Below are 13,160 nucleotides of genomic sequence, written 5' to 3'. Positions count from 1 at the left end.
ATCTGCGGGGCCTGTCGGACGGGTCGATCGGACCGGCGGGGGAGGGATTCTGACGTCCGGTCAGGAACGACCGACACCCGAACGGCGTCTTCCGTCATCAGTTCGAGTGAACGTATCTGCGCTGATTGGCGGACCGGCCGTTCCGGGTTCCATGCTGGACGGGTCAGCGCGACCGGAATCATCGACTCCGGCCCGTCGAGTCGGCGTGCACCCGAGCACGCCTCCGTCCAGGAGTGTCCGTGGTGCTGCAGGAGAGGTTCGACTGGTGGGCCGGGCGGTCGATGGGCCGCTCCGCGGTGCGGGCGGTCCGGGTGCCCGCGCAGCCCGCCCCTGCTGCCCCGGCGGAGCCGACGGTCGGGGCTTCCATGCCCTCCGCGGACCCGGTCGGCGGGCGGAGCCCCGCGGACGCGGCCGAGGTGTACCGCGCGGTGCAGGCGAGCGAGGCCTTCGCGGAGATCCGCCGTGGCTACCGCGGGTTCGTGGTCCCCGCCACCGCCGCGTTCCTCGGCTGGTACCTGCTGTACGTCCTCGCGCTGGCCGCCGCACCCGGTCTGATGCGCCATCGGGTCGCCGGGCCGCTCAACATCGCCTGGCTGCTCGGCCTCGGGCAGTTCGCCGTGGTGTTCCTGCTGACCTGGCTGTACGCCCGCAACGCGCGAACCCGGCGTGACCGCGCCGCCCTGGAGCTGCGGTGGGACACCCAGGACCAGCTCCGGTGAAGGGGCCCACCGTGCTCACGGCCGGGGCCGCCCCGGAGGCCCACCACGGCCTGGCCGTCGCCCTCTTCGCCGTCATCGTGCTCGTCACCCTCGGCATCACGCTCTGGGCCGGCCGCCGCGGCCGCGCCGCCGAGGACTTCTACGCCGGCGGCCGCGACTTCAGCCCGCTGCAGAACGGCCTCGCCCTCACCGGCGACTACCTCTCGGCCGCGTCGTTCCTGGGCGTGACCGGCCTGATCGCCCTGTACGGCTACGACGGCGTGCTCTACAGCATCGGCTTCCTGGTCGCGTGGCTGGTCGTGCTGATGCTGGTCGCCGAGCTGGTCCGCAACGCCGGCCGCTACACCCTGGCCGACGTGCCGGCCCTGCGGATGCGGGCCCGCCCGGTGCGGGCGGCGGCCGGCACCGCGGGCGTGGCGGTCTCGCTGCTCTACCTGATCGCGCAGATGGTCGGTGCGGGCAGTCTCGTCGCCCTGCTCCTCGGGACGGGGGACGGCCCGGCCAAGGCCTGGACGATCGTCGCGGTCGGTGGCCTGATGATCGTCTACGTGACGGTCGGCGGCATGCGCGCCACCACCTGGATCCAGATCATCAAGGCCGTGCTGCTGGTGGCGGGTTCGGTCCTGCTCACGGTGCTCGTCCTGGTCCGCTTCCACGGCGACCTCGGGGCACTGATGCAGGCCGCGGCCGACCGCAGCGGAGCGGGGCGCGCCTACCTGGAGCCCGGGCTGAAGTACGGCGAGGGCCTGACCAGCAGGCTGGACTTCGTGAGCCTCGGCCTGGCCCTCGTGCTCGGCACGGCCGGTCTGCCGCACATCGTGTGCCGGTTCTACACCGTGCCCACGGCCCGGGCGGCCCGCCGCTCGACGATCTGGGCGATCGGCCTGGTCGGCGGGTTCTACCTGATGGCGGTCGTCCTGGGGCTGGGGGCGGCGGCGCTCGTCGGCTCGTCCGCCGTGCGGAGTGCGAATCCGGCGGGCAACACCGCCGTTCCGCTGCTCGCCGCGGAACTCGGCGGCGGAACGGGCACCACCCGCGGGGTGCTCCTGTTCGCGCTGATCTCGGCGATCGCCTTCGCCACCATCCTGGCCGTGGTCGCCGGGCTGACCCTGGCCGCGTCCGCCGCCTTCGCGCACGACCTCTACGCACGCGCCTGGCGGCGCAAGGGCCGACCCGAGGTGACGGAGCGCCAGGAGGTGCTGGCCGCACGGGTCTCCGCGGTGGTGATCGGCGCGCTGGCGATCGTCCTGAGCCTGTTCGCGCAGCGGCTGAACGTGGCGTTCCTGGTCGGCCTGGCGTTCGCGGTGGCGGCGTCGGCGAACCTGCCGACCCTGCTGTACAGCCTGTTCTGGCGCCGGTTCACCACTCGCGGGGCGGTCTGGGCGGTCTACGGTGGGCTCCTGCCGGCTCTCCTGCTGGTGGTCTTCTCGCCGGTGGTGTCCGGCTCGCCGACCGCGCTGATGCCCGGGGTCGACTTCCACTGGTTCCCGCTGGAGAACCCCGGCCTGGTCTCGGTGCCGATGGGATTTCTGGCCGGCTGGATCGGCACCGTCACCTCGCGGGAGCCCGCGGACCCGGACCGGTACGCCGAGATGGAGGTCCGCTCGCTCACCGGGGCCGGAGCCGTCTAGCCGCCCGGTCCGGCGCCCGGTGAGCGCGCCGTCAGACCGTACAGCTGGTGGTGTGGAGCTCGGGCAGGCCTGCCGGGCCGCCGGTGGCGCACACCATGGTGCGGTAGTCGGTGCGGACCGCCGGGGTCGTCAGGGCGAGGGGGCCGGTGGCGATCAGCGAGGAGGCGGCGACCGTCTCCCACGGCCGGCCCCAGGCCCGTTGGATCCTCACCTCCACCGTCAGCAGGCCCGGCCGCGACGGGTCACCCGCGTCGATCCGGGCAGCGCCCACCACGCCGTCGCCGCTGGGCTGCTGCCAGACGCACGGCCGGACGGCCGACGCCGGGCAGGCCGGTGCGGGCGACGCGGCAGCAGCGTCGCCGACGGGCGCTAAGGCGAGGATCACTGCCATGATGGAAGTCAGGCCTGCGATACGGGACATCATGGCACTGTTCTCCTTTGAATCAGAGCCTTGGTTGGATGCGTGTGACTATGTCATGCGCGCAACAAAAAAGCCACCCTGTGTATCCGCCGAATGACCGAACGTCAGAGTGTGCAGTGGTCACGGTCACGGTCACGGTCACGCTCACGGTCGCGACTGCGGCCCCGGCTGCTTCCGCAGTCGCGCCGACACCGTGCCCCGTCGACCCCCGGGCCCTGTGCGGCACCCGGTCGCCTGGCCCTCGGGTCGGCGGCTGCCGGGCCGTCGGATCGTCAGATCGGGCGGACGGTGCCCGCGATCATCACGGACGGCGTACCCGCCGCCTTGCCGCAGCTCTCCGCGCGGGGCGGCGAAGCCGCCCCCTCCGTGACCGGCACCTCCCAGCGGCGCCCGTCCGCATGGCCGACCACCACCGCCCAGCCGTCCGCCCCGCGCCGTTCCTGGTGGACCGTCAGCGCATCGGCGGCGGTCTCCCCGTACGCCAGCCGCACCGCGTGCTCCGCGGCCTGCCCCGGCCGCCCCCAGCACGAGCGGCCCCGGGAGAACTCCGCCACCGTGTGCCCCGACGCCGTCGACGCCAGCACCTCCTTGGCGCTCGCCCCCGACAGCCGCCCGTACGCGTAGCCGTACGGCAGCACCAGCATCGTCGGCGAGAATCGGTGACCGCCCAGGTGCGTCACCTCCCAGACCTCGCTGTGCCCGGACGCGGCGAGTTCCAGGGCCAGCGGGCGTCCCAGCAGCGCGCAGCAGCGGTCCCGGCGGCCGTTGGTGCACACCAGGGCCACCGGCCCGCCCGTGTGCGCCGTGCCCAGCCCGCCGTGCTCGCCCGCGCCCAGCGCGGCGAAGTCCAGATCCAGCAGTTCCGTCGGCGCCCCGACCGTCAGCCGCCTGACCCAGGACCGGCCCGGCACGGTGTGCGCGACGAGCACCTCATGACGGGCCCCGGCCGCCTCCGCGTGCCGCCCCGGGCGCCGGATCAGCGCCACCCGCACACCGGTACCGGTCGAGGCGGCGTCCAGCGCCCGCCCGACCTCCGTGTCCAGATGGCTCTCCGTGAGGGCCTTCGCACCCCACGGGCCGGACTGCTCGACCAGGAGCCAGGTCGTCGCGGTGGCCGCGGTGGCGGCCAGCGGCTCGGTCAGTTCACGCGACAGTGTCGTGCAGGTGATCACCCAGGGAAGCCTACCCTTCACGACGTGCACGGACCTGATGGCGAGCGCCCGGACAGTCCCGTACCCGCGCCCACACCTCGCTGCGTGCCGCCCACTGCCTGCCGCCTACCGCCTGCCACCTGCCGCCGCACGACGACGGAGGGGGCGCCGGGATCCGGCACCCCCTCCGTCCGCCCGCAGGGCTACGCGCGCCCGCCGACCGCCGCGATCTTCGCCGTCACCGGCGTGCCCGAACCGTCCCGGCGCGGATCACGCTCCGGCAACTCCACCGGCGCACCCGCCGCCGTCGCCGCCAGCGCCGGCACCGTGCCCGCCCACGCGAACGTCAGGCCGTCCTCGCCGCGCAGGAAGCGCTGGCAGCGGACACCGCCCGTGGCCCGGCCCTTGCGCGGATACTGCTCGAACGGCGTCAGCTTCCACGAGGTGTGCTCACCGCCCGCCAGCGTGCCCGACGCCGTCGCGACCGACAGCACCACCGCGTCCGCCGCCGGATCCACCGCCGTGAACGACAGCACCCGCGCCCCGTCCGACAGCTTGATGCCCGCCATGCCGCCCGCCGGACGGCCCTGCGGCCGCACCTGCCCCGCCGGGTACCGCAGCAGCTGGGCGTCGGACGCGATGAACACCAGGTCCTCCTCGCCCGTCCGCAGCTCCACGGCACCGATCACCTCGTCGCCCTCCCGGAGGGCGATCACCTCGAACTCGTCCTTGTTCGACGGCCACTCCGGCACGACGCGCTTCACCACGCCCTGCAGCGTGCCCAGCGCCAGGCCGGGCGACGACTCGTCGAGCGTCGTCAGCGCCAGCACCCGCTCGCCGGTCTCCAGCCGCAGGAACTCCGACACCGCCGCGCCGCCCGCCATCGTGGCCGCGCCACCCGGCGGCAGCTGCGGAAGGTCGATCACCGGCAGCCGCAGCACCCGGCCCGTCGAGGTCACCACGCCCACGTCCGCGCGCGCCGTCGCCGGCACCGCCGACATCAGCACGTCGTGCTTCGCCCGCCGCGTCCCCGCGTCCTCGTCCTCCGCCGGACCGCCGTCCACCGTCCGCGCCAGCAGGCCCGTCGACGACAGCAGCACCCGGCACGGATCGTCCGCCACCTCCAGCGGCACCGACAGCGCCGCGGTCGGCACCGCCCCCGCCTCCAGCAGGACCGTCCGCCGCTCGGTGCCGAACTGCTTCGACACGGCGGCCAGTTCGCCCGACACGACGGAGCGCAGCCGGGTGTCCGACTCCAGGATCTCCGTCAGCTCGGCGATCTCCGCGTTCAGCTTCCGCTGCTCGTCCTCCAGCTCCACCCGGTCGAACCGGGTGAGCCGCCGCAGCGGCGTGTCCAGGATGTACGCCGTCTGGACCTCCGACAGCGAGAAGCGCTCGACCAGCCGCTCCTTCGCCTGCGCCGCGTTGTCGCTCGACCGGATGAGGGCGATGACCTCGTCGATGTCGACCAGCGCCACCAGCAGGCCCTCGACCAGGTGCAGCCGCTCCTCCCGCTTGCGCCGCCGGAAGTCGCTGCGTCGCCGCACCACCTCGAAGCGGTGGTCGACGTACACCTCCAGCAGTTCCTTCAGGCCCAGCGTCAGCGGCTGCCCGTCGACCAGCGCCACGTTGTTGATGCCGAAGGTCTCCTCCAGCGGCGTCAGCTTGAACAGCTGCTCCAGCAACGCCTCCGGCACGAACCCGTTCTTCACCTCGATGACCAGGCGCAGACCGTGCTCGCGGTCCGTCAGGTCCTTCACGTCGGCAATGCCCTGGAGCTTCTTCGCGTTGACCAGGTCCTTGATCTTCGCGATCACCTTCTCCGGGCCGACGCTGTACGGCAGCTCGGTGACGACGATGCCCTTGCGGCGCGCCGTCACGTTCTCGATCGAGGTCGCCGCACGGATCTTGAACGTGCCGCGGCCGTTCTCGTACGCGTCCCGGATGCCCGACAGCCCGACGATCCGCCCGCCCGTCGGCAGGTCCGGGCCCGGGATGAACCGCATCAGCGTGTCGAGGTCCGCACCCGGGTGCTTGATCAGGTGCCGGGCCGCCGCCACCACTTCGGTCAGGTTGTGCGGCGGCATGTTCGTCGCCATGCCGACGGCGATCCCGGAAGCACCGTTGACCAGCAGGTTCGGGAACGCGGACGGCAGGACCAGCGGCTCCTGCTCGCTGCCGTCGTAGTTCGGGCCGAAGTCGACGGTGTCCTCGTGGATCGACTCCACCATCGACATCGACGCCGCCGTCAGCCGCGACTCCGTGTACCGCATCGCCGCCGGCGGGTCGTCGTTGCCCAGCGAACCGAAGTTCCCGTGGCCGTCGATCAGCGGAAGCCGCATCGAGAACGGCTGCGCCATACGGACCACGGAGTCGTAGATCGACGCGTCGCCGTGCGGGTGCAGCCGGCCCATCACCTCACCGACCAGGCGCGCACACTTCACGTGCCCGCGCTCCGGGCGCAGGCCCATCTCGTTGGCCTGGTAGAGGATCCGGCGGTGCACCGGCTTCAGGCCGTCCCGCGCGTCCGGCAGTGCACGGGAGTAGATGACCGAATACGCGTACTCGAGGAACGAACCCTGCATCTCGTCCACCACATCGACATCGAGGATGCGCTCCTCGAAATCACCGGGCGGCGGAGTGGGCGAACTGCGGCGGGCCATCGCGGCGGGGCTCCTTGCGTATCGGGTGTGCGGCTGACGGGCGGCATCGACGCCGTGACAGTCGAACCGGTGACAACTGCGTCGAACCTTACGGGGGCACGGCGCCCCCCATTGTGGACCCTCCCACCCACAATGCCGCCCACCCCCGCCCCCCTACCGTCCGGCCGGAACCCCGCACCTGCCTCCCGGAACCCCGCACCGCCTCCCGCCGCCCCGGTGCTCCTGCGGCCGCCGCCTCCGCCCTCACTTCCGCCACGACTTCAGCCAGCGGCGAACGCCCACCACGCGCGGACACATCCCGGCCTCCCGCACGTTGCACCACAATGGGGAACGCACACCGCCCCCGACCTGCAGTCGACCAGGGAAGGACCCACAGCGCATGGCCAACCCGGCCCCCGCCTCCGACCGAGGCCTCGCCATCACCGAACACCGCCTGGCCAACGGCCTGCGCGTGGTGCTCTCCGAGGACCACCTCACCCCGGTCACCGCCGTCTGCCTCTGGTACGACGTCGGCTCGCGCCACGAGGTCAAGGGCCGCACCGGTCTGGCCCACCTCTTCGAGCACCTCATGTTCCAGGGCTCCGCCAACGTCTCCAACAACGGGCACTTCGAGCTCGTCCAAGGCGCCGGCGGCTCCCTCAACGGCACCACCAGCTTCGAGCGCACCAACTACTTCGAGACCATGCCCGCCCACCAGTTGGAGCTCGCGCTCTGGCTGGAGGCCGACCGCATGGGCTCGCTGCTCACCGCGCTCGACGACGCGTCCATGGAGAACCAGCGCGACGTCGTCAAGAACGAGCGCCGCCAGCGCTACGACAACGTGCCCTACGGCACCGCGTTCGAGAAGCTCACCGCACTCTCCTTCCCGGACGGGCACCCCTACCACCACACGCCCATCGGTTCGATGGCCGACCTGGACGCCGCCACCCTCGAAGACGCCCGCGCCTTCTTCCGCACCTACTACGCGCCCAACAACGCGGTGCTCGCCATCGTCGGCGACCTCGACCCCGAGCAGACCATCGCCTGGGTCGAGAAGTACTTCGGCACCATCCCCGCCCACAACGGCAAGCAGCCCCCGCGCGACGGCACCCTCCCCGACACCGTCGGCCGCGAGATCCGCGAACTCGTCGAGGAGGACGTCCCCTCCCGCGCCCTCATGGCCGCCTACCGCCTCCCGCACGACGGCACCCGCGAGGCCGACGCGGCCGACCTCGCCCTCACCATCCTCGGCTCCGGCGAATCCAGCCGCCTCTACAACCGGCTGGTCCGCCGCGACCGCACCGCCGTCACCGCCGGCTTCGGCCTGCTGCGCCTCGCCGGCGCCCCCTCCCTCGGCTGGCTCGACGTGAAGACCTCCGGCGAAGCCGGCATCGACAGCATCGACGCCGCCGTCGACGAGGAACTCGCCCGCTTCGCCGCCGAAGGCCCCACGCCCGAGGAACTCGAACGCGCCCAGGCCCAGATCGAACGCGAATGGCTCGACCGGCTCACCACCGTCGCCGGCCGCGCCGACGAACTCTGCCGCTACGCCGTCCTCTTCGGCGACCCGGCACTTCTCAACACCGCCCTGCCCAAGGTCCTCGACGTCACCGCCGAAGAGGTCCGCGCCGTCGCCGCAGCCCGCCTGCGCCCCGACAACCGCGCCGTGCTCGTGTACGAGCCCACCACCCCGGCACCCGACGCCGACACCGAGGACGACCAGACCGAGCAGGAGACGGCCGCATGACCACCGAATCCGCCATGACCTTCCACCCCCGGCCCACCGCCGGCACCCCCGCCCCGTGGGCGTTCCCCGCCCCCGAGCGACTCACCCTCGCCAACGGCATCACCGTGCTGCACTGCCACCGCCCCGGCCAGCAGCTCGTCGCCGTCGACCTCGTGCTCGACGCCCCCCTCGCCGCCGAACCCGCAGGCCTCGACGGCGTCGCCAACATCCTCGCCCGCGCCTTCAACGAGGGCACCGACACCCTCAGCGCCGAGGAGTTCGCCGGCGAACTCGAACGCGCCGGCGCCACCCTCGACGCCCACGCCGACCACCCCGCCATCCGCGTCTCCCTGGAGGTCCCCGCCTCCCGCCTCGAACGCGGACTCACCCTCCTCGCCGACGCCCTGCGCGCGCCCGCCCTCCCCGAGGACGAGATCGAGCGCCTGGTCGCCAACCGCCTCGACGAGATCACCCACGAACTCGCCAACCCCGCCCGCCGCGCCGCCAAGGCCCTCTACGCCGCCCTCTTCGACGGCGCCGACCGGCTCTCCCGCCCCCGCAGCGGCACCGCCGAGACCGTCCGCACCATCGACCGGGCCGCCGTCCACGCCTTCTACCGGGCCCACGTCCGGCCGGCCACCACCACCGCCGTCGTCGTCGGCGACCTCACCGGCCACGACCTCGCCGGACTCCTCGAAGGCACCCTCGGCCGCTGGACCGCCGACACCGCGCCGCCCGCCGTCCACGCACCCGTCACCGCGGACGACAAGGGCCGCGTGATCATCGTCGACCGCCCCGGCTCCGTCCAGACCCAGCTCCTCGTCGGCCGCATCGGCCCGGACCGCCACGACCCCGCCTGGGCCGCCCAGATCCTCGGCACCTACTGCCTCGGCGGCACCCTCACCTCCCGGCTCGACCGCGTCCTGCGCGAGGAGAAGGGCTACACGTACGGCGTCCGCGCGTTCGCCCAGCCGCTGCGCTCCGCCGCCGACGGCTCCGGCCGCGCGATGCTCGCCATCAGCGGCTCCGTCGACACCCCGTCCACCGCCCCGGCCCTCGCCGACACCTGGACGATCCTGCGGACCCTCGCCGCCGAGGGCCTCACCGACTCCGAGCGCGACGAGGCCGTCCAGTTCCTCGTCGGGGTCGCCCCGCTCAAGTACGAGACGGCCGGGTCCGTCGCGGGCACCCTCGCCGACCAGGTCGAGCAGTACCTGCCCGACGACTTCCAGGCCGAGTTCTACCGCCGGCTCGCCGCACTCGGCGCCGAGGCCGCCACCGAGGCCGTGGTCGGCGCCTTCCCGCCGGACCGCCTCGTCACGGTGCTCGTCGGCGACGCCTCCGTCATCGCCGACGACGTCCGCGACCTCGGCATCGGCGAGGTCACCGTCGTCTCCAACTGACGGCACCCGGCACCAGCACCACCCGCACCACCTGACACCAGCACCACCTGACACCCGCACCACCTGGCACCGGCACCGGGCCCGGCCGAGCACCCGCTCGGCCGGGCCCGCGGCCGTGTCGCCGCAACCACCGCGGCCCGGGCCCGCGTTCCCCGCGGAACGATCACGGCGAACGGCCACCGCGAACGACCCCGGCGGCGCGCGAAGGGGCCCCGAAACTCCGTTGCGGCGGCCTGCCCGCGCGTGGCTAGATGTCTTCCGGCACCGGCGGCCATACGCCGGCCACACCCGGGCAACAGAGCGGAAGGAGACGGTCGTCATGCGGGTCGAGCCCATGTACCGGCGCTCCCCGAGGCCGTCCTCGCGACCGTCCTCCGCCTGTCCGACCGCCTGAGCGGTCCGCCCGCCCCACAGGACTTCCCCGAGCCGCACCGGGACCCTTCGCGCGGCATCACACCTACGCTGGAACCAGCCGACCCGTGGAGGTCGAACCACCATGACGTACACCGAGGTACCCGGCGTCCGCGTCCCGATCCGGATGTGGACCGACCCCGCCACCGTCGAGGGTCAGGCCATGCAGCAGCTGCGCAACATCAGCACCCTGCCGTGGCTGCACGGCCTCGCCGTCATGCCCGACGTGCACCTGGGCAAGGGCGCCACCGTCGGCTCCGTCATCGCCATGAACGGCGCCGTCTGCCCGGCCGCGGTCGGCGTGGACATCGGCTGCGGCATGACCGCCGTCAAGACCTCGCTCACCGCGAAGGACCTGCCGGACGACCTGTCCCGGCTGCGCTCGAAGATCGAGCAGGTCATCCCGGTCGGCCGCGGCATGCACAGCGACCCGGTCGACGCGGGGAAGCTGCACGGCTTCGCCGCGGGACGCTGGGACGACTTCTGGGACCGTTTCGACGGCATCGCGTCCGAGGTTCGGTGGCGGCGCGAGCGGGCGGCGCAGCAGATGGGCACGCTCGGATCCGGAAATCACTTCGTGGAGCTGTGTGTTGACGGCACCGGCGTGGTCTGGCTGATGCTGCACTCCGGTTCGCGCAACATCGGCAAGGAGCTCGCCGAGCACCACATGGGCGTGGCCCGCTCGCTGCCGCACAACCAGGGCCTGATCGACCGCGACCTCGCGGTGTTCATCGCGGACACCCCGCAGATGAACGCCTACCGTCAGGACCTGTTCTGGGCGCAGGAGTACGCCAAGCACAACCGCGCGATGATGATGGCGCTGTTCCAGGACGTCGTCCGCCGGGAGTTCCCGAAGGCGAAGATCGCGTTCGAGCAGATGATCAGCTGCCACCACAACTACGTGGCGGAGGAGCGGTACGACGGCGTCGACCTGCTCGTCACCCGCAAGGGCGCGATCCGGGCCGGGTCGGGCGACTACGGCATCATCCCGGGTTCGATGGGCACCGGTTCGTACATCGTCCGCGGCCTCGGCAACGACGCCGCGTTCAACTCGGCCTCGCACGGCGCGGGCCGCAAGATGAGCCGCACCGCGGCGAAGAAGCGGTTCACCACGCGCGACCTCGTCGAGCAGACGGCGGGTGTGGAGTGCCGCAAGGACGCCGGTGTGGTCGACGAGATCCCTGGCGCGTACAAGTCGATCGAGAAGGTGATGGACCAGCAGAAGGACCTCGTCGAGGTGGTCGCCCACCTCAAGCAGGTCATCTGCGTGAAGGGCTGACCTCGGGCCGGGGCGCGCAGTCCGCGTGCCCCGGCCTCCGCCTGCCCGCGCAGCCGCCGCCGGCGCATGGTGCAACTGCTGACCGTGCGGCCGGGGTCGGAGCCGTTCGTGCCGCCACTCCGCGGCGGATCCGGCCCCGGCGCAGCCCGTTCGTCGGCGGATCATCCGGGGGTGCGGTCCTCCGCGAGCCGACGTGTTCCGGGTCCCCGTCGTCGGGCCTGGACGGGGCGGACCCGCCGGCCGCCGACCGGTCACAATGGCCTGCGTGGATTACCAGGTACTGCTGCAGGACGCGATGGAGACCGCCCGACGGGAGCCGGCCCGGGGAAAGCCGGCCGACTACATCCCGGCGCTGGCCGCGGCCGACCCGGAGGCGTTCGGGATGGCGATCGCCACGGTCGACGGTGAGGTGTTCGGTGCGGGGGCGTGGCAGCAGGCCTTCTCCGTCCAGTCGGTGTCGAAGCTCTTCACCCTGGCGCTGGCACTCGCCGAGGGCGGGGAGGACCTGTGGCGGGGGGTCGGGCGGGAGCCGTCCGGCAATCCGTTCAACTCGCTGGTGCAGCTGGAGTCGGAGCACGGCATCCCGCGCAACCCGTTCATCAACGCGGGCGCGCTGGTGGTGACGGACCGGCTGCTGGAGCTGACGGGCGACGCGGTCGGCGCGGTACGGGAGTTCCTGCGCCGAGAGTCGGGCAACGACGCGGTCGTGACGGACGACGCGGTGGCGGCCTCGGAGGCCCGGCACGGGCACCGGAACGCGGCGATGGCGCACTTCATGGCGAGTTACGGCAACCTGCGCAACCCGGTCGACAGCGTGCTCGCGCACTACTACGCGCACTGCGCGATCTCGGCGAGCTGCCGTGATCTCGCGTTGGCGGGTCTGTTCCTGGCCCGGCACGGCCTGCGGACGGACGGCTCGCGGCTGTTGAGCCGCAGTGAGGCCAAGCGGATCAACGCGGTGCTGCTGACCTGCGGCACGTACGACGCGGCGGGCGAGTTCGCGTACCGCGTCGGGCTGCCCGGCAAGAGCGGGGTCGGCGGCGGGGTGCTGGCGGTGCTGCCGGGCCGCGGTGCGGTGTGCGTGTGGAGCCCGGGCCTCGACGCCGCGGGCAACTCGGTGCTGGGCGTGGCCGCGCTGGACGCGCTGACGACGGCGACCGGCTGGTCGGTGTTCTGAGGAGCGCCCACTCTCCGCCTGCCGTGCCGGCCCGAGCTCCCGCCGGTCACGGGTCGGATCACGCCGAAGGGGTGCACCGCCCACCGCGGTGCACCCCTTCGGGCCGTTCTGCCGGACCTGTGGGCCTGTCTCTCAGGCCTCGGGCAGCGCGTCGAGGCCGTTCTGGACGAGCTGGGCGAGGCGGTCGAGGGCCTCGTCGGCGCCGTCGGCCGCGGAGGCGAGGACGACGGCGTCGCCGCCGGCCGCGCCGAGGGCGAGCAGGCCCAGCATGGAGCCGGCGTTGACGGGTGCGCCGCCCTCCTTGGCGATGGTGACGGGCACGCCCGTGGACGTCACGGCGCGGACGAAGATCGAGGCGGGACGGGCGTGCAGGCCTTCGGCCCAACCGACGGTGACGCGGCGCTCTGCCATGGGACGTGCCTTTCGGTGGTGCTGGGTGGTGCAAGTTGTCTAGACCAGTGTCGCACGACGTGGACGTTCCGCCGCACGCCGCCGCACCTCTCCGCGAGGCGGGCGCGAGGCGTCCGCGCAGGCCGTGCGCCCGCGACCTCTTCACCCTCGCCCGTCCCCGGGGTGCCCGCCATGCGGCTCGCCGCCCGT

10 protein-coding genes are annotated in these 13,160 nt (G+C 73.0%); 6 read left to right on the top strand and 4 right to left on the bottom strand.

The features are described 5' to 3' along the window. The first annotated feature begins 239 nt into the window (after positions 1-239). Together OG335_RS13320 and OG335_RS13315 are read left to right on the top strand one after the other, a co-directional pair. Entirely contained in the window at positions 240-719 is a 480-nt protein-coding gene (locus OG335_RS13320) for a DUF485 domain-containing protein (RefSeq protein WP_405011314.1), read from the top strand. Further along, complete coding sequence (locus tag OG335_RS13315) at positions 716-2,350, top strand: cation acetate symporter (RefSeq protein WP_405011313.1); 1,635 nt, start codon at positions 716-718, stop codon at positions 2,348-2,350. Before OG335_RS13320 ends, OG335_RS13315 begins: the two co-directional genes overlap by 4 nt. 31 nt (positions 2,351-2,381) lie before the next feature. Here OG335_RS13315 and OG335_RS13310 read toward each other — a convergent pair whose 3' ends face one another. From OG335_RS13310 to OG335_RS13300, 3 genes are all read right to left on the bottom strand, one after another. Beyond that, entirely contained in the window at positions 2,382-2,771 is a 390-nt protein-coding gene (locus tag OG335_RS13310; RefSeq protein WP_405011312.1) for a hypothetical protein, read from the bottom strand. A 272-nt stretch (positions 2,772-3,043) separates the two neighbouring features. Then, positions 3,044-3,943, bottom strand: coding sequence for a sucrase ferredoxin (locus OG335_RS13305; protein ID WP_405011311.1), 900 nt, complete (start codon positions 3,941-3,943; stop codon positions 3,044-3,046). A 182-nt stretch (positions 3,944-4,125) separates the two neighbouring features. After that, the gene (locus tag OG335_RS13300) at positions 4,126-6,585 is read right to left on the bottom strand and encodes a DNA topoisomerase (ATP-hydrolyzing) subunit A (RefSeq protein WP_405011310.1); all 2,460 of its coding nucleotides are present in this window, start codon (positions 6,583-6,585) and stop codon (positions 4,126-4,128) included. Positions 6,586-6,964: 379 nt separating this feature from the next. Between OG335_RS13300 and OG335_RS13295 the strand changes: the two genes are divergently transcribed. From OG335_RS13295 to OG335_RS13280, 4 genes are all read left to right on the top strand, one after another. Next, positions 6,965-8,311: a M16 family metallopeptidase gene (locus OG335_RS13295; RefSeq protein ID WP_405011309.1), complete on the top strand. Its 1,347-nt coding sequence runs from the start codon at positions 6,965-6,967 to the stop codon at positions 8,309-8,311. Then, positions 8,308-9,693 carry a M16 family metallopeptidase gene (locus tag OG335_RS13290; RefSeq protein ID WP_405011308.1) on the top strand — a complete coding sequence of 462 codons (1,386 nt, stop codon included), beginning with the start codon at positions 8,308-8,310 and terminating at the stop codon, positions 9,691-9,693. The genes OG335_RS13295 and OG335_RS13290 overlap by 4 nt, the downstream gene beginning before the upstream one ends. A gap of 496 nt (positions 9,694-10,189) precedes the next feature. After that, entirely contained in the window at positions 10,190-11,383 is a 1,194-nt protein-coding gene (locus tag OG335_RS13285; protein ID WP_405011307.1) for an RtcB family protein, read from the top strand. A 256-nt stretch (positions 11,384-11,639) separates the two neighbouring features. Next, positions 11,640-12,560 carry a glutaminase gene (locus tag OG335_RS13280; protein ID WP_405011306.1) on the top strand — a complete coding sequence of 307 codons (921 nt, stop codon included), beginning with the start codon at positions 11,640-11,642 and terminating at the stop codon, positions 12,558-12,560. A gap of 132 nt (positions 12,561-12,692) precedes the next feature. On the opposite strand, the gene OG335_RS13275 is transcribed toward OG335_RS13280, so the two are convergent. Then, positions 12,693-12,971, bottom strand: a complete 279-nt coding sequence (locus tag OG335_RS13275) for an HPr family phosphocarrier protein (protein ID WP_405011305.1) — start codon at positions 12,969-12,971, stop codon at positions 12,693-12,695. Positions 12,972-13,160: the final 189 nt, after the last annotated feature.

This window comes from Kitasatospora sp. NBC_01539 (assembly GCF_045040525.1).
Classification (GTDB): domain Bacteria; phylum Actinomycetota; class Actinomycetes; order Streptomycetales; family Streptomycetaceae; genus Kitasatospora.
This window is presented reverse-complemented; position numbering and strand designations above follow the sequence as displayed.